General features: G+C 69.0%; 14 protein-coding genes. 1 reads left to right on the forward strand and 13 read right to left on the reverse strand.

Translation table 11 applies throughout. The features are described from left to right. Window positions 1-10: 10 nt before the first annotated feature. The 7 genes from AB0E90_RS09815 to AB0E90_RS09845 form a co-directional block, all read right to left on the reverse strand. The gene (locus AB0E90_RS09815; protein ID WP_360402161.1) at window positions 11-1495 is read right to left on the reverse strand and encodes an MFS transporter; all 1485 of its coding nucleotides are present in this window, start codon (window positions 1493-1495) and stop codon (window positions 11-13) included. A gap of 74 nt (window positions 1496-1569) precedes the next feature. Continuing rightward, the gene (locus AB0E90_RS09820) at window positions 1570-2154 is read right to left on the reverse strand and encodes a PadR family transcriptional regulator (RefSeq protein ID WP_360402164.1); all 585 of its coding nucleotides are present in this window, start codon (window positions 2152-2154) and stop codon (window positions 1570-1572) included. Between the two features lie 47 nt (window positions 2155-2201). Continuing rightward, the gene (locus AB0E90_RS09825; protein WP_360402167.1) at window positions 2202-3077 is read right to left on the reverse strand and encodes a glycoside hydrolase family 16 protein; all 876 of its coding nucleotides are present in this window, start codon (window positions 3075-3077) and stop codon (window positions 2202-2204) included. 105 nt (window positions 3078-3182) lie between these two features. Beyond that, window positions 3183-4073, reverse strand: a complete 891-nt coding sequence (locus AB0E90_RS09830; protein ID WP_360402170.1) for a glycoside hydrolase family 16 protein — start codon at window positions 4071-4073, stop codon at window positions 3183-3185. Between the two features lie 183 nt (window positions 4074-4256). Further along, a complete protein-coding gene (gene ftsH, locus AB0E90_RS09835; protein WP_360402173.1) occupies window positions 4257-6266 on the reverse strand; it encodes an ATP-dependent zinc metalloprotease FtsH in 2010 nt (669 codons plus the stop codon). A 107-nt stretch (window positions 6267-6373) separates the two neighbouring features. Beyond that, on the reverse strand, window positions 6374-7525 hold the full coding sequence (locus AB0E90_RS09840) for a hypothetical protein (protein ID WP_360402176.1): 1152 nt from the start codon (window positions 7523-7525) through the stop codon (window positions 6374-6376). Window positions 7526-7642: 117 nt separating this feature from the next. Beyond that, entirely contained in the window at window positions 7643-8890 is a 1248-nt protein-coding gene (locus tag AB0E90_RS09845) for an FAD-binding protein (RefSeq protein ID WP_360402179.1), read from the reverse strand. Window positions 8891-8965: 75 nt separating this feature from the next. On the opposite strand from AB0E90_RS09845, the gene AB0E90_RS09850 reads away from it, so the two are divergent. After that, complete coding sequence (locus tag AB0E90_RS09850) at window positions 8966-10702, forward strand: Ig-like domain-containing protein (RefSeq protein ID WP_360402182.1); 1737 nt, start codon at window positions 8966-8968, stop codon at window positions 10700-10702. Between the two features lie 44 nt (window positions 10703-10746). On the opposite strand, the gene AB0E90_RS09855 is transcribed toward AB0E90_RS09850, so the two are convergent. The 6 genes from AB0E90_RS09855 to AB0E90_RS09880 are packed head-to-tail and all read right to left on the reverse strand — an operon-like array spanning window position 10747 to window position 16431. After that, window positions 10747-11601: a sugar phosphate isomerase/epimerase gene (locus tag AB0E90_RS09855; protein WP_360402185.1), complete on the reverse strand. Its 855-nt coding sequence runs from the start codon at window positions 11599-11601 to the stop codon at window positions 10747-10749. Continuing rightward, window positions 11598-12608, reverse strand: coding sequence for a Gfo/Idh/MocA family oxidoreductase (locus AB0E90_RS09860; RefSeq protein WP_360402188.1), 1011 nt, complete (start codon window positions 12606-12608; stop codon window positions 11598-11600). The genes AB0E90_RS09855 and AB0E90_RS09860 overlap by 4 nt, the downstream gene beginning before the upstream one ends. Window positions 12609-12619: 11 nt before the next feature. Beyond that, window positions 12620-13438 (reverse strand): ATP-binding cassette domain-containing protein, encoded by an 819-nt coding sequence (locus AB0E90_RS09865; RefSeq protein WP_360402191.1) that lies wholly within the window; start codon window positions 13436-13438, stop codon window positions 12620-12622. A gap of 3 nt (window positions 13439-13441) precedes the next feature. Next, window positions 13442-14500, reverse strand: coding sequence for an ABC transporter permease (locus AB0E90_RS09870; protein ID WP_360402194.1), 1059 nt, complete (start codon window positions 14498-14500; stop codon window positions 13442-13444). 4 nt (window positions 14501-14504) lie between these two features. Then, a complete protein-coding gene (locus AB0E90_RS09875) occupies window positions 14505-15497 on the reverse strand; it encodes a sugar ABC transporter substrate-binding protein (protein ID WP_360402197.1) in 993 nt (330 codons plus the stop codon). After that, the gene (locus AB0E90_RS09880) at window positions 15484-16431 is read right to left on the reverse strand and encodes a TIM barrel protein (protein WP_360402199.1); all 948 of its coding nucleotides are present in this window, start codon (window positions 16429-16431) and stop codon (window positions 15484-15486) included. Before AB0E90_RS09880 ends, AB0E90_RS09875 begins: the two co-directional genes overlap by 14 nt. Between the last annotated feature and the right edge of the window lie 5 nt (window positions 16432-16436).

Below are 16436 nucleotides of genomic sequence, written 5' to 3' on the forward strand. Positions count from 1 at the left end.
CGGGGCGGCGCTACGCGGTCGTCGAGGCCATCGCGGCCTCGGGCGCCGGGTCGGTTTCGCGTGGCCGGCGGGGCAGCAGGAAGGTCAGCAGGCACACTGCCGCCGTGATGCCCAGGCCGACCTGCAGGCTGCGTTCGAGGCCGGCGACGTAGCCGGGACGCCCGCCGACACCGGCGTGGTCGTCGAGCGTGGTGAAGAAGACGGTGCCGATGGCGGCGACGCCGATCGCGCTGCCCAGTTGCTGCAGGGCGTTGAGGACACCGGACCCGGAGCCGATCTCGTCCTCGCCGAGCGAGGCGAGCACGAAGTCGAACAGCGGGGCGATCACGAGTCCCATGCCGAGGCCCCACAACAGCAGCGGGCCGGCCAGGTCCCACCCGGTGACGCCCATTCCGGTACGGCCGAGAACCATCAGGGTCAGGATCAGCCCGGCGGCCTGCAGTCCGTTCCCGAGCTGAAGGGTGTTGCGGCCGAGCCGGGGAGCGAGCGCGGCGGCGCCGACCAGCGCGCCGACGGAGGAGCCGAACGCGTACGGCGCGGCGGTGAGTCCGGCCCGGATCGCGGAGAAACCGAGCCCGAGCTGCAGGAACAGGGTGAGGGCGAGTCCGACGCCGAAGGTTCCACCGAAGAAAACCAGCGTGAAGATCACTCCGCCGGAGAATCCCCGGCGCCGGAAGACCGATGGCTGCACGAGCGGCTCCCGGCCGTGGCGCAGGCGCATCCGCGTCCAGAGCACGAGCCCGGCGAGAACGGCGAGACCACCCGCGATCATGAGATAGGTCCACGCCGGCCAGCCCGCCTCCCGGCCCTGGATGAGGGGGTAGGTGACCAGGGCCGCAGCCGCCGCGACGAGGAGAATCCCGACGGCGTCGAGACGGCCGGCGGACTCCTGCCGGGACTGCGGGAGGACGCGCGCCGCCCCGATCGCGGCGAGGATCCCGACCGGCAGGTTGATCAGGAAGACCAGCCGCCAGCCGGTGCCGAACAGGTCGGCGTCCACGAGGACACCACCGAGGACCGGCCCGGCGACGGCCGCGAGCCCGACCACCGGCCCGAAGATCGAGAATGCCCGTCCCTGGTCGGCCGGAGCGAACACGGCGAGGAGCAGGGCGAAGCCCTGCGGGATCAAGAGCGCGGCAGCCACCCCCTGAAGCAACCGCCCGGCAATCAGGATCGATGTATCGGGAGCGACGGCGCAGAGTGCGGAGCAGGCGACGAAGCACCACGCGCCGACGAGGAACAGGGTCCGGCGCCCGAAGCGGTCGCCGAGGCGCGCTCCGGCGATCAGGAAGACGGCGAACGTCAGGGAGTAGCCGCCGGTGATCCACTGCACGGCCGTGGTGCTCGAATGCAGGTCGCGGACGATGCTCGGCGCGGCCACGTTGACGATGGTGCTGTCGAGCAGGTCCATGATCTCGGCGCCCAGGATCAGGGCCAGGATCAGCCACGCCCGCGGGTGGCTCTGACGTTCAGGGGTGATGGCAAGGGCAGACATCGGTGATCCTCCCGGAATAATCACCGTTGAATATTCGCCCTTGAACAAAACGCGTCAAGATGGAGTGACAGCGGTCACCCGACCTCCCCGGGGAAGACGTAGCTGCCGGTGCGGATGCGTTCCAGCAGCTCACGAGTGAAGGTGAGCTCGCCCTGCAGCCGGGCGGCGGCGAGCTTCACGAACTCCACGGAGTGCGGCGGCTTGGTGGGACTGTCGACCGTCTGCATCTCGTCGAACTGGAACTGCCGAAGCTGACTCTCCAGCCTCGCGGTCCGCTCTCCGACGGCGGCGATCACCTCGTCGCGACCCAGATCGACCAGGAAGCACAACGCCGCCATGAACGGCGCCGTTCGATAGGGGTCGACCTCCCACAGGGCGCCGCGGAGCAGGTTCGTGAAGGCCGACTCGCCCTCCTCGGTGAGCCGGAACTTGATGCTGTCCTTGTGGGCCCGGCCGCTCTTGGCGGCCGGTTCGGCGCCCTCGACGACGAGCCCGTCCTTGACCAGCGCCCGCAGCGCGCCGTAGATCGATCCCGGATTCACGCTCGCCCAGTCCTGGACTCCCCAGCTGGTCAGCTCGCGCATGATGGCGTAACCGGTCGCGGGCTGCTCCTGCCGGGTCGCGCCGAGGACGAGTAACCGGGTCGGATCAACGCTCATGCCGAGATCGTTGCACGAGCCGATGACCGGCCCGGACCCTGCAAACGTCAGGAGGCCTTCTTGTACTTCCAGATCTTCACCCAGTCGACGTCCATGACGACCTCCTTGGGTGTCTGGGCGTTGCGGCACACGATCGGGTAACCACAGCCCTGGTCGAGCTGGAGCGCCAGGTGCATCGGCCCCTCGGTGGGCAGGCCGGTGTCGATCATGTCGGCCGTGACGTTGAAGTACGGTTGGCCGTCCAGGTAATAGGTGACCCGGTTGGGCAGCCACTCCACGCCGACGGTGTGGAACTTGGTGAAGTCGGCCTTGGTGTAGTCGACGCCCACGTGCTCGTTGTTCTTGCCGTGGTGCATGTAGGTGCCACCGCCCTGGCGCTTCGGGTCGATGACCTCCATCATGTCGATCTCGCCGTTCTTGGGCCAGTCCTCGTTGTTCTCCGGCCACAACAGGACGGCGGGGGCGTAACCGGCGCCGGCCATCACCCGGAACCGCACCTCCCACTTGCCGTACTTCTGGTCCCGGTAGTACGCGGCGCCGGCGCCGACGTCCTTGCCGACCCGCTTGTTCTCGCCGCCGATCAGGTGCAGCATCCCGCCGGACACCTCGACCTGCTCGCGAGCCCGGGGTGGCTTGTTGTCCGGGCTGTCGTAGACACCCCACAGGCTGTTCAGCGAGCTGTTGAAGTTCTCCACATAGACCGGGCTGCCCCAGTTCACCGCACTGCCCGGCTTGGGGCTGGTGTTGGCACTGGCCGTGCCGAGCTTCGTGCCGGGAGTCGGCGATCCGGCCGACGGAGTCGCCCCGATCCACTCACCGGACGACGGCGCATCCGTCGCGCCCTCCTGCTCGGTCCCCCCGCATGCCGCGGCCCCGAACGCCAGAACCAGCCCGGCGCCGACCGCGACCAACCGCTTGAGCAAAACCCCTCCCGGAATACGAAACCGCCCAGGTCCCCGTGCACCGTAGGTGATGAGGCAGCAAATGCCAATCATCAAACGGCCCTAACAGTTTTGTTTTCCGCCAGGTCAGGGCGCTTTGTAGATCCGCACCCAGTCGACGTCCATGACGACCCGTGAGGGCGTCGAGGAGTTCCGGCACCCGGCGTAGTCGCCGCAGCCCTGGTCGAGCTGAAGGGCCAGGTTCATCGCCGACTCGGTCGGCAGGCCGGTCTGGATCTGGCTCGGGGTCACGTTGAAGAACTTCTTGCCGTCCAGGTAATAGGTGACCCGGGTGGGCAGCCACTCGACCGCGATCGTGTGGAACTTGGTGAAGTCGGTGTTGGTGTCCGTGCCGACCTGATGGTTCTCCGAGCCGTGGTGCAGGAACGTGCCGAACGACGAGCGGTCGGCCGAGGTCACCTCGGCCAGGTCGATCTCACCGACCGTGGGCCAGTCGTCGTTGTTCTGCGGCCACAGCAGCACCACCGCGCCGTAACCGGCGCCGGCCATCGCCCGGAAGCGCACCTCGAACCGGCCGTACTTCTGGGCGATCCCGTACATCACGCCGCTGCCGACGTCCTTGCCGGCGCTCGAGCTCACTCCGCCGGCGAGGTGCAGCATGCCGCCGGAGACCGACACCATGTCGCCGCTGCGGGGCGGAGTGCCGCCCGGCGTGTCGTACTTGCCCCACCTGCTGGAAAGTGAGCCGTTGAAGTCGTCCACGAACACCGGGCTGCCCCAGCCGGCCGGGTTCGCCGGCTTCGTGGCGGCCGGCGCCGTGGTGGCAGGCGGTGACGTGTTGGTGGTGTAGGCGGCGGCTCCGAGCTTCTGCATGGGCGCAGCCGACGCGACCGAGCCGGACGGCGTCGGGGTCGGCACGACAACACTGGTCGAAACGCCGGGCTGGGACTCGAGCGCGGCGTCGGCCTCGTCATTCGTCCCGCACGACGCGGCGGCACACAGAACTGCAAGCCCCACGCCGGTAGCGGCTAACCGCTTAAGCAAAACCAACCCCTCCAGAGGTACGACGGCCGGGTGCGTGTTACATGCTTCCGGTGATCGGCGGAGCTCGGGACCGGTGGAACGGTTCATGATCTCAACCCTGCGGCTGAGGCAGTTTGCCGGGACTTAAGAAACTCTCGACGCTGGGTGACGCCCGCCTCACGCGGGGGTGGGAGCTGCGGGAATGCCGGGCGCCGGCACTGTGCCCGGCGTCTCACCACGGGCGATCGCGCCGGGGGCGGTGGTGCGGTCGATGCCGGCCGCGGCGTAGGCGTCGGCCTCGTCGAGGGTCTCGCTCTCGATCAGCTTGTGGGCCAGCTGGTTGAGCTGGGCGCGGTGCTCGCGCAGCAGCCGCAGCGCGTCGGCGTAGCACTCGTCGACGATCTTGCGGACCTCGGCGTCGATCAGCTCCTTGGTCGCCGGGGCGACGCCGTCGAGGCCGAACGGCGACTCCTGCCCGGGCGGCGGCAGCACCGTGACCGGGCCGATCGCGTCGGACATGCCCCACCGGCCGACCATCTGCCGGGCGATGTTGCTGACCTGGTCGAGGTCGGACTCGGCGCCGGTGGTCATGTCGCCGTAGACGACCTCTTCGGCGGCCCGGCCGCCGAGCGCGCCGATGATGCGGCCGCGCAGGTATTTCGCCGAGTATCCGTAGCGGTCGGTCGACGGGCTCTGGAACGTGACGCCGAGGGCCTGGCCGCGCGGGATGATCGAGATCTTGCGGACCGGGTCGGCGCCCGGGGTGAGCATGCCGAGCAGAGCGTGGCCGGACTCGTGGAACGCGGTGCGCTCCTTCTCGTCGGGCGTGAGCATGATGCCCCGGACCGTGCCCAGCATGATCTTTTCCAGCGCGTCGGTGAAGTCGGGCGTCTGCACCTGGTCGTGCCCGCGGCGGGCGGCGAGCAGGGCGGCCTCGTTGATCAGGTTTTTCAGGTCGGCGCCGACCATGCCGGGGGTCGACGAGGCGAGCGCGTCGAGGTCGGCGTCGGCCGCGACCGGCACGCCACGGGTGTGCACGGCGAGGATGGCCCGGCGGCCGGCCTGGTCGGGCGGGCTGACCGTGACCCGCCGGTCGAACCGGCCGGGGCGCAGCAGCGCGGAGTCGAGGATCTCGGCGCGGTTGGTCGCGGCCAGCACGACCACGCCCTCGCTGCCGGTGAAGCCGTCCATCTCGGTGAGGATCTGGTTGAGCGTCTGCTCGCGCTCGTCGTTGCCGCCGAGCGACTGGGCGCCGCCGCGGGCACGGCCGATCGCGTCGAGCTCGTCGATGAAGATGATCGACGGGGCGACCTTCTTCGCCTGGTCGAACAGGTCACGCACGCGGCTCGCGCCGACACCCACGATCATCTCGATGAACTCGGACGCCGAGATCGAGAAGAACGGCACCTGGGCCTCGCCGGCGGTCGCCCGGGCGAGCAGGGTCTTGCCGGTGCCGGGCGGGCCGGACAGCAGCACGCCGTGCGGGATCTGCGCGCCGAGCTTGCGGTATTTCTCGGGCTCGCGCAGGAAGTCGACGATCTCGGTGACCTCCTGCTCGACCTCCTCGATGCCGGCCACGTCGGCAAACGTGGTGCGCGGCCCGGACTCGGGCTGGTAGAGCTTGGCTCGGGACCGGCCGAAGCCGCCGAGGCCACCACCGCCGAGCCCGGAGGCCATCCGCCGGCTGACCCAGACGAGCAGGCCGACCAGCAGGATGGTGGGGCCGAAGCCGACCAGGATCTGCTGCCAGACCGGGGCCGACTTGTCCGGCGAGTTGGCGTTGACCGGCACGTTGCCCGCCTGGAGCTTGGCGAGCAGGTCGTCGTCGGCGAAGGACGGGCGCTGGGTGGTGAAGCGGTCGACCGAGGTGGCCTTGGTCTCGCCGGACGGCGTGTAGGACGCCTTCTTGGTGAACTCGCCCTCGATGGTGTCGCCGGTCGAGGTGACCTCCTTGACGTTGGCGGCCTGCACCTGACTGAGGAAGTAGGTGTAGGACACCGAGGTGCGCTCGGGCGGCGCCAGCAGGAACGACGAGATGATCCAGTTGATCGCCAGCAGCACGACGAGCATCCAGCCGAACCGCAGCCATGGCGACCGCGGTTTCTTCGGCCCGCTCGCGTCGGGGCCGGGCGGCGCGCCTTCGACGCGCCAGGGGTGTCGGGCGGGCTGAGGCGCATCGTCGGGCATGAACGCAAAAGTACCGCTCGCAGGTGACAGAAAAGGGCCCCCGTAAGCAAGATCTCCGGACGCCCCACCACCGTTGGGGGCGCCCGGAGATCCGACCAGGTAGTGCCTTACTTCACGACGGTGCAGGTCTTGAGGCCCTCGGCGTTCAGGTCGGGCTTCGCGGCGTTGCGGCCGATCGCGGTCTCGATCCGGTTGATCGTGGAGAACCGCTTGTCGGCCAGCGGGCCGAGGATCGCGTTCTGCACGAAGGCGGCGCCACCCTGGCCGACCGAGCTCTCCAGCCGCTTCTGCGACTCGGCGATCTGGGTGTTGAGCAGGGTGAGGTTGCTCTGCACCTCGGCCGCGGCCTGGGCCGGGACGGCCACGTTGACGTTCACGGCCGGGCAGCTGATCTTGCCGGCCGAGGCGGCGACGGCGGCGGCGTCCTGGGCCTGAACCGCGGTGCCCTGAGCGGCGCCGGCGCTGCTGCTCACCGAGCAGGTCTTGAGGCCCTCGGCGTTCAGGTCCGGCTTCGCGGACTGGCGGCCGATCGCGGTCTCGATCCGATTGATCGTGGAGAACCGCTTGTCGGCCAGCGGGCCGAGGATCGCGTTCTGCACGAAGTTGGCGCCGCCCTGGCCGACCGAGCTCTCCAGGCGCTTCTGCGCCTCGGCGATCTGGGTGTTGAGCAGCTCGAGGTTGCGCTGCACCTCGGCGGCGGCCGACACCGGCACGGCCACGTTCACGTTGACCTGCGGGCAGCTGATGTTGCCGACGCCGCTCGCCGCGCCGTCGCCGGCGGCCTCGCCGGCCGCGGCCGAGGAGGGAACGGCGGTGGGCTGCTCGGCCGACGCGCCGCCACCCTGGTTCAGCGTGCAGGTCTTGAGACCTTCGGCGTTGAGATCCGGCTTGGCCGCGTTACGGCCGATCGCGGTCTCCATCCGGTTGATCGTCGCGAACCGCTTGTCGGCCAGCGGGCCGAGGATCGCGTTCTGGATGAAGTTCGCGCCGCCCTGGCCGACCGAGGTCTTCAGGCGGTTGTTGGCCTCGCTGATCTGGGTGTTGAGCAACGTGAGGTTGCTCGCCACCTCGGCCTGCGCCTGGGCCGGGACCGCGACGTTGATGTTCACGGCGGGACAGTTGACCGTCGGGACCGCCTCGGCCGCTGACGCGACGCCGAGACCGACGCCCGCGATGACGACCGCGACCCCGGCCACGGCGCCGATCTGCCAGCGGCGCGCGTTACTGTTGGGCTTCTTGTACGACCGGGACCTGTACATTGGACTCGCGCCTTCCCGTATGCCTCACCAAAATTGGCTTCGGCTGGCAATACGGGAGCGCTCCCACGGACGGATCAACACTTAAAGAAGTTTTTATTCGCCCAGGTTGTTACCGGTTTACTTGACATCCCCCAAGATCGCGTCCAACCAGGGGTTTCGGAACGTCCCGGTCGGGTCGTAACGGCGTACAAGATCTTGGAAGTCGCCGAACCGCTCATATTCCGCCGTCAGCGCCGAAGGCGCCGTGGTGAAAACCTTGCCCCAGTGCGGCCGCGGGTGCAGCGGCGCCAGCCGCTCCTCGACCTCGGCCACCACCGGCAGCACCACGTCGGTGTCCGCGATCCAGGTGAAGTGCAGCGCCACCGAGTCGCGGTGATAGTTCGGGCTCATCCACAGCTCGTCGGCCGCGACGCCGCGGATCTCGCAGACCTGCAGCACCGGCGCGACCTTCTCGCGGATCGAGGCCACCGCGTCGATCGCGGCCAGCGCGTCGGAGGCCGCCACGTGCCACTCCGACTGCAACTCGGCGCCGGCGCTCGGGGTGAACTCCATCCGGAAGTGCGGCAGCCGGGTGTGCCAGGGGCCGGGCTCGCCGGACTGGTCGGTGCTGTTGGCCGGCGGCATGCCGGGCACCGGGTGGCGCGGCCCGTCGGCCCGGTGCGCCCCGAACCAGTCCCCCTCGAGCTCCGAGGCGCGCTTGAGCCAGCCCATGTTGGCGTCGAGGCCGGTCCAGTCGGTGAACAGGCTGACGCTGTAGCCGTCGGCGAGCATCTCGGCCAGGTGGGCCTCGATCGACGCGCGCGGCACCGTGTCGTACACGTACTGCCGCAGCTCGAAGGACGGGACCACGTCGAGGGTCAGCGCGGTGACGACGCCGGGCGCGCCCAGCCCGACGACCGCGCCGAGCAGGTCCGCGTCGTCCCTGGTCAGGGTGGTCTTGCGGCCGGTCCCGTCGATCAGCTCGAGGGACGAAACTGTCGTGGCGAGGTTGGCGTTGCGCACGCCGGAGCCGTGCGTGGCGGTGGCGACCGCGCCGGCCACCGAGATGTGCGGCAGCGATGCCATGTTCCGCACGGCCAGGCCGGCCTCCTCCAGGCGCACCGCGAGCTCGCCGTAGCGGATGCCGCCGTCGACCCGCACCGACCGGCGGTCGGCCGAGATCTCCACCAGCCGCGGCAGGTCGGCCAGGGAAATCAGGTCGCCGTCGGTGTCGGCCATCCGGTTGAAGGAGTGGCCGCTGCCCAGCACACGCAGCGGCCCGCCCGCGGCGACCAGCTCCTGGACTTGCTCCACGCTCGCCGGGCGATGCAACCGCCTCGCACCGAAGACGATATTGCCGGCCCAGTTGGTCACGCGTTCGCTCATCGCCCCAGCTTATGACGTCGCGGACAACTGCGAAAAGATCTTGAGTCAGGGACCGGGCCGCCGATATCTCCCGCTGTGAAGTACCGACTCCCTGCAGCCGCCGCCGCCATCATCGCCGCCGCCTCTCTCGGCCTTACCGCTGTCCCGGCTCCGGTCTTCGCCGCCCCGAAGATCAGCGCTGCGGCTTCCGCCGACTTCCAGGCCTATCCGCTGGTCATCTCGGACATCGATCTGAGCCCGGCCGCCCCGGTCAGCGGAGCGCTGACCATCACCCCGACGATCAGCTCGTACGGCACGGTGAAGTCAGTCGGAGTGTCGATCAAGCCGCCGTCCGGCCAGATCGTCAAGATCGCCGCGCTGACCGCGCCGTGGACGATGAGGTGGAACACCGCCGGTCAGACCGGCACCGCCATGATCACCATGACCGCCACCGACAGCCTCGGCAACACCACCGTGGCGACCACCAGCGTGCTGGTCGACAACGCCCTGCCGTCGGCGGCGATCACGCTGGCCGGACTGGTCGGCGGCGTCACCCCGGTCGCGCTGACCACCCCGTCCGACGACACCGCCAAGATGGACGTCTACGTCCAGAACAGCCTGGTGGGCTCGGCGACCTCGGCGCCGTGGTCGGTCGACTGGGACACCACCGCCTTCACCGGCACCGTGACCGTCAAGGTCGTCGTCACCGACACGGCCGGCAACATGTCGACCACCACCAAGGTCGTCGGCGTCGACAACACCGGGCCGAAGCTGACCTGGAGCGGCCCGATCAACTCGGCCAAGACCGCCCTGCGCGGCACGATCGGAGTCAAGGCGGGCGCCATCGACCCGGCCGGCACCACCCTGGTCGAGGTACTCGGCCCGGACGGCAGCGTGCTCGGCACGTCCACCGTCTCGCCGTACGTCATCCCGGTCGACACCACCGGCTTCGACGGCAGCACCACGCTGACCCTGCGCGCCACCGACAAGCTGGGCAACGTCAGCACGCTGGACCAACCCCTGGTGTTCGACAACACCGCCCCGGAGATCACCGACCTGGTCGTGAGCCCGGCGTCGCCGGCGCGCGGCACCGTCACCCTGACCCCGCAGATCACCGAGAACACCGGTCTCAAGGGCGTCGGCGTCACCCTGACCCTGCCGAACGGCAAGAAGATCGCGCTGTCGGCCGGGCTCGCGCCGTACACCATGTCGTGGGTCAGCAACGGCACCACCGGCACCGTGACCGCGGTGGTCACCGCCATCGACCTGGCCGGCAACACCGGCACCTCGACGACCACCTTCACCGTCGACAACACCATGCCGTCGGCCACCTGGACGATGGCGAACTACGTCACCGGCATCGTCCCGGTCGCGCTGAACAACCCGTCCGACGACACCGCGAGCATGCAGCTGCTGATCCGCGGCAAGGTGGTCGACGAGATCACCTCGGCGCCGTGGTCGATCGACTGGGACACGACCGGCATGAGCGGCCCGACCCAGGTGATGATCAAGACGACCGACACGGCCGGCAACGCCGCGAGCGTCGTCAAGACGATCTACGTCGACTACGCCGGCCCGGTCGCGGCGGTCACCTCGAACATCAAGATCAGCGGCAAGGCCCAGATCAGGCTGAGCGTCACCGACGGCGCCGGCATCGCCTCGGTCGAGCTGCTGGACGCGAGCGGTCAGTCTCTGGCCACCTCGACGACCGGCCCGTACACGCTGAACGTCGACACCACCGGCATGGCCAAGGGATCGGTCACCTGGACGCTCAAGGCGACCGACAAGCTCGGCAACGTCCGCAGCGTGCCGAAGACCTTCGTCATCGCCTGAGTTCTTGTTACTGAAACCCGCGCGGGCCTGTCCCGCGCGGGTTTTCAGTGTTTCTGCAGGTACTGGTTGACCTGCGCGAGGTTGAAGCGGGCCGACTCCTCGGCTCGTTCCTCCCAGGCGAAGACGCAGACGGTGGCGATCCCGTCGAAGCCGACCTCGGACAGGGTGGTGAAGAGCAGGTCCCAGTCGACCTCGCCCTGCCCGATGTCCAGGTGCTGGTGGACCCGGGCGGTGGAGCCCGGCGGGTTGACGATGTAGCGCAGCCCGGACGACCCGCGATGGTCGAACGAGTCGGCGATGTGCAGCTGGGTCAGCAGCGGCCCGGCGTGCCGCATCACGGCGGCGAGGTCGCCGCCCTGGTGGAACGTGTGCGGTGCGCAGTAGAGGAACGACACCAGGTCCGAGTTGATGCCGCGGACCATGTTCACCCCGGCGATGCCGTCCTCGATGAAGTCGTCCGGGTGCGGTTCGAGAACGAGCCGCACCCCCTCCCGCTCGAAGATCGGCAGCAGCTCCTCCATCGAGCGCCAGAACTGCGCCTCACTCTCGTCCGGCGCCTCGGGCCGGCCGTTGAACTCGCTGTTCATCACGGTGACGCCGAGATCGACGGTGATCTCGATGGCCCGCTTCCAATAGCGCACGGCCGCCTGCCGGGCGTCCTCGTCCGGCCCCGACCAGCGGTAGAGCGGCAGCATCGAGGCGATCTCGACGCCGGCCGCGGCCAATTCCCTCTTGAACGCGGCGACGCCGGCGTCGTTGATCCGCGGGTGCAGGAAGAACGGCAGGAAGTCGTCCCGCGGCGACATCTCGATGTACTGGTAGCCGAGGTCGGCCACCACGCCGGGAAGCGAAAGCAGCGGAACATTGCGCAGCATGTAGGGGTCGAGCGCGATCTTCATCCGAGCACCTCGTACAGCTTCGGCTTCTCGGGCAGGGTGACCGCGACGCGCTCGCCGGTGCGCAGCGCCTCGACGGCGGCGTCGGAGACGACCGCCGCGGCGTAGCCGTCCCAGGCGGAGGGACCGAGCGGCCGGCCTCCACCGGCCAGCGCGTGCACCCACTCCTGGATCTCGATGTCGTAGGCGGCCAGGAAGCGCTCCCGCCAGTCGGCCGGCACCGGGGTGCTGAGGCGGCCGGACGACCGGACCTCCAGGGGGCTCAGCGAGCCGAGCGCCGCCGTGCCGTTCTCCCCCACGATCTCGCCGCGGATGTCGTACCCGTAGCGGATGTTGACCGACAGCTCGACGTCGACGATCACCCCGTCGGCCATCTCCAGAATCAACAGCAGGGGGTCCTGCAGGTCGTTGCCGTTGCGGCTCTTCTTCGGTACGAGGACCCGCGCGGCCGCGATCTCCTCGCCGAACATCCAGCGCACCATGTCGATCTCGTGCACCGCCGTGTCGGTGATCGCCATCTCCTTCTGGTAGAACGACGGCACGCTGGCATTGCGGTGGGCGCAGTGCATCATCAGCGGCGCACCGATGTCGCCGGCATCGAGGGCCTGCTTGAGCTGGCGATAGGCGAAGTCGAACCGCCGCATGTAGCCGACCTGCACGAGCCGCCCGCCGGTCGCGGTCTCCGCCTCGACGATCCGCAGGCAGGCCTCCTGGGTGGTGGCGAGCGGCTTCTCGCAGAACACCGGCTTGCCGGCGGCGATCGCGGCCAGGACGTACTGCTCGTGGGTGGGCCCCCAGGAGCAGACCAGCACAGCGTCCACGGCCGGGTCGGCGACCACGTCCTCGCCGCTGGCATGGACGGCCGCCCCGATCCGGCCGCCGACGTCGGCGGCGATCGCCGAGTCGACGTCCGAGACCGCGGTGACGGCCACGCCGGACAGCACCGTGGTCATCCGCCGGATGTGGTCCTGGCCGATCATGCCGGTGCCGATGACACCAACGTTGAGCATGAGGATCCCCTTTACTGGCGGCCGAGTTCGTGGGACAGCTCGGCCAGCTCGTCGCCGCCGGCCATCTGCGTGGTCAGCTCATCGAGGCTGACCTCCTTGCGGGTCTTGTCGAGGGTGGTCTGGCCCAGCTTCAGGATCACGAAGTGGTCCCCGACCATGTAGGCGTGGTGCGGGTTGTGGGTGATGAAGACGACGCCGAGGCCGGCGTCGCGGGCAGCGGCGACGTATTTGAGCACCACGCCGGACTGCTTGACGCCGAGGGCGGCGGTGGGCTCGTCGAGGATCAGCACCCGGGCGCCGAAGTAGACGGCCCGGGCGATCGCGACGCACTGCCGCTGACCGCCGGAGAGGGTGCCGATCGGCTGGTTGATGTCCTTGACGACGATGCCCATCTTGCGCAGCTCGGCATCGGCGATCTCGCGCATCTGCCGGACCTTGAGCCCGGCCAGCGGGTAGTTGCCCGCGGTCAGCTCGGAGCCGAGGAAGAAGTTGCGCCAGACCTCCATCAGCCCGACCACCGCGAGGTCCTGGTAGACGGTGGCGATGCCGTGCGCGAGGGCTTCGCGCGGGCTGCTGAACGTCACCGGCTTGCCGTCGACCCGCAGGGTGCCCTCGTTGTGCGGGTGCAGTCCCGACATGATCTTGATGAGAGTGGACTTGCCGGCGCCGTTGTCGCCGAGCACGCAGGTGACCTCGCCCGCGTTGACCCGCAGGTTGATGCCGCGCAGCGCGCGGATCGCCCCGTAGGACTTGCCGACCTCGTCCATCTCGATGAGTGGTTCGCCCTTGTGCAGCCCCTGATCGGCATGCGAGGCGAGTGTGTCCGTCATGGGTCAGCCCACCTTCCGCATCGTGGAGATCCGCTTCACGTACAGATTCACCAGTACGGCGAGCAGGAGCATCACGCCGAGGAAGGCCTTGAACCAGTTCGGGTCCCAGCCGGCGTAGATGATGCCGAGGCTGGTCATGCCGAAGATGAACGCGCCGATGGCCACGCCGATCGAGTTGCCGAAGCCGCCGGTCAGCAGGGTGCCGCCGACCACCGCGGCGATGATGTAGAGGAACTCGTTGCCGACGCCGCCGCCGGCCTGCAGCGTGTTGAACCGGTAGAGCTGGTGCATCCCGACGAACCAGCCGAGGAACGACACCGTCATGAAAAGGCCGATTTTCGTACGGAGAACCGGCACACCGACCGCACGGGCGCTGTCCGGGTTGCCGCCGACCGCGAAGATCCAGTTGCCGGCCCGGGTGCGTTGCAGCACCCAGGTGGCGAGCCCGACGAAAAGGATCCACCAGAGCACCGACGTCCACACCGTCACCGAGCCGACCTTGAAGCTGGACGAGAACACCTTGCCCAGCGAGTCGTAGCCCTGGATCTTGCTCACGTCGAGGCTGGAGACGGTCTTGGTGACGAGCTTGGTGACACCCAGGTTGGCCCCCTGGAGCACGAAGAACGTGCCGAGGGTGATCAGGAAGCTGGGAATGCCGGTGCGCATCACCAGATATCCGTTGAGGAAGCCGATCAGCAGGCAGAACGCCAGCGACAGCAGCGCGCCGACCCACAGGTTGACGCCGAAGTACCAGCAGAACATCGAGTTGAACAGGCCGGCCGTGTAGACGATGACGCCGGCCGACAGGTCGAACTCGCCGCCGATCATCAGCAGGCCGACGCCGCAGGCGACGATGCCGATCACCGACGACTGGTAGAGCACGGTGAAGAACGACTCGGCCGAGCGGAACGACGGCGCGAGCGACAGGAAGAAGATGAAGATGATCACGGCGGCCACCAGGGCGCCGATCTCGGGACGGGCGAGCAGGCGGTTGGACAGGCCGAGCTTGACCCGGCCGGCCGGTGCGGAAGCGGGTGAGGGCCGTTCGATCGTCGAGGTCATCACGTCACCGCGTGTTGTTCTTGGTGAACGGCAGGATCTTGTCGATATTGTCCTTGTCCACGAAGGACGGCCCGGTCAGCACGGCCTTGCCGCCGCCGATGTCGTTGCCGTTCTTCAGGTACAGGTAGAGCGACGTGACGGCCATGTAGCCCTGGACGTACGGCTGCTGGTCGATCGAGAACTCGATCTTGCCGTCCTTGATGTCCTGGGCCGCCTCCGAGTTGAGGTCGAAGGTGACCACCTTGGCCTTGCTGCCGGCCTGGTCGATCGCCTTGAGCGCGTCGATCGCCTGCGGGGCGCCGAGCGTCACGATGTAGTCGATCGACTTGTCCTGCGCCAGCTTGGCCTGCAGCGTCGACGTCACGGCCGCGTCGTCGGCCCCGTTGACCTGGATGTTCTCGGCGCTCGGCGCCGAGGTCTTGACGCCGGCGCAGCGGGCCTCGAGCGCCACCGACCCGGTCTGCTGGATCACGCACAGCGGATGCTTGCCGCCGGCGTCGGCGATCCGCTTGCCGGCCGCGGTCCCGGCGAGCGTCTCGTCCGAGCCGAAGTACATCAATGCGCCGAGCCGCTGGTAGTCGTTGATGCCGGAGTTGAACCCGACCACCGGGATGCCGGCCTCGGTGGCCGCCTTGACCGAGCCGGCCAGCGCGTCCGGCGTGACCAGGGTGGTGGCGATGCCGCTGACCTTGGAGTCGACCGCGTTCTGGATCAGCACCGCCTGCTTGGGCGCCTCCGGGTCGTTGGAGTATTTGATCGTGACCCCGGTGTCCTTGGCCGCCTGTTCGGCGCCGTTCTTGACCTTGTCCCAGAAGGTGTCACCGGGCGTCTCGTGGGTGATGAAGGCGATGGTGTAGCCGGAGCTGCCGGCGGCGTTGCCGCCGCCGGAGCTCGTGTCGTCGGTCTTCTCCCGGCCACCGCCGCTGCAGGCCGTGGCCGCGAGAGCGGCGACGGAGAGAGCGGCGGCGAACCGGAGCGTGCGACTAAGCCGGATCATCGGGTGTCTCCTCGGATTGGACGGTGCCGGCCCGGGAGTGGAGGCCGACGGAGTTGAGGTAGGAGCGGGTGCGCTGGGCGATGGGCAGCGGCACGTCGAAGGCGACCGGGTACATGTCCTGCTCGACCACGACGAACAGCTCGGCGTCGAGTTCGCTGAGCGCGTCCATCACGGCCGGGACGTCGGGGCTGCCGGCCGGTGGCTCGACGCTCGCGCCCATGGCCACGGCCTGGCCGAACGCCAGGTCCTCGGCGACGGCCCGGCTCGCGATCGCCGGGTCCATCTGCTTGATGTGCACGTAACCGACCCGGTCCGGGTATTTGCGGATCAGGGCGGGGACGTCGGCGTTGCGGTAGGCGAGGTGCCCGGTGTCCAGGCACAGCGAGACGAAGCGGGGATCGGTGTCGGCCAGGAAGCGCTCGGTCTGTTCCTGCGTCTCCACCTGGTAATCCGCGTGCGGGTGGAATCGCAGGTGCACGCCGTACTCCTCGTACAAAATCTGCCCGAGGGTGTTGGTGTTGCCGGTCAGCGTCTTCCATTCCTGGTCGCTGAGGTTGGCCGCCTCGCGGTAGGCGCCGGTGACGTCGTCGCGGTAGCCGGGCACCGGCACGAAGATGACGTTCTCACCGCCGACCGCCGCGGTCAGCGCCGCGACCTTGCGGGTGGCCTCGACGACCGCGTCGAAGTCCTTGTGCGGCCCACCGGCCCCGGCGACGGTGCCACCGGCCACCGACAGGCCACGCGCGGCCAGTTCGTCGGCCAACCGGGCGGGGTCGGTCGGCAGGTAGCCGTAGGGGCCGAGCTCCAGCCAGTGGTAGCCGGACGCGACCATCTCGTCGAGGAACCGCTGCCAGGGGGTCTGCCGCGGGTCGTCGGCGAACCAGACACCCCAGGAGTCGGGGCAGGAGCCGAGTTGCAAGTGACGAGTCTCCATGAGGA

Origin of the sequence: Actinoplanes sp. NPDC026619, from assembly GCF_040638295.1 — a bacterium.
Lineage (GTDB): Bacteria > Actinomycetota > Actinomycetes > Mycobacteriales > Micromonosporaceae > Actinoplanes.

What these genes read in the sequence shown, in the direction of transcription:
- AB0E90_RS09855 (WP_360402185.1), bottom strand. Translation starts at nt 11,601, where the DNA reads ATGAAGATCGCGCTCGACCCCTACATGCTGCGCAATGTTCCGCTGCTT.
- AB0E90_RS09865 (WP_360402191.1), bottom strand. Translation starts at nt 13,438, where the DNA reads ATGACGGACACACTCGCCTCGCATGCCGATCAGGGGCTGCACAAGGGC.
- AB0E90_RS09875 (WP_360402197.1), bottom strand. Translation starts at nt 15,497, where the DNA reads ATGATCCGGCTTAGTCGCACGCTCCGGTTCGCCGCCGCTCTCTCCGTC.
- AB0E90_RS09880 (WP_360402199.1), bottom strand. Translation starts at nt 16,431, where the DNA reads ATGGAGACTCGTCACTTGCAACTCGGCTCCTGCCCCGACTCCTGGGGT.
- AB0E90_RS09840 (WP_360402176.1), bottom strand. Translation starts at nt 7,525, where the DNA reads ATGTACAGGTCCCGGTCGTACAAGAAGCCCAACAGTAACGCGCGCCGC.
- AB0E90_RS09820 (WP_360402164.1), bottom strand. Translation starts at nt 2,154, where the DNA reads ATGAGCGTTGATCCGACCCGGTTACTCGTCCTCGGCGCGACCCGGCAG.
- AB0E90_RS09860 (WP_360402188.1), bottom strand. Translation starts at nt 12,608, where the DNA reads ATGCTCAACGTTGGTGTCATCGGCACCGGCATGATCGGCCAGGACCAC.
- ftsH (WP_360402173.1), bottom strand. Translation starts at nt 6,266, where the DNA reads ATGCCCGACGATGCGCCTCAGCCCGCCCGACACCCCTGGCGCGTCGAA.
- AB0E90_RS09845 (WP_360402179.1), bottom strand. Translation starts at nt 8,890, where the DNA reads ATGAGCGAACGCGTGACCAACTGGGCCGGCAATATCGTCTTCGGTGCG.
- AB0E90_RS09815 (WP_360402161.1), bottom strand. Translation starts at nt 1,495, where the DNA reads ATGTCTGCCCTTGCCATCACCCCTGAACGTCAGAGCCACCCGCGGGCG.
- AB0E90_RS09870 (WP_360402194.1), bottom strand. Translation starts at nt 14,500, where the DNA reads ATGACCTCGACGATCGAACGGCCCTCACCCGCTTCCGCACCGGCCGGC.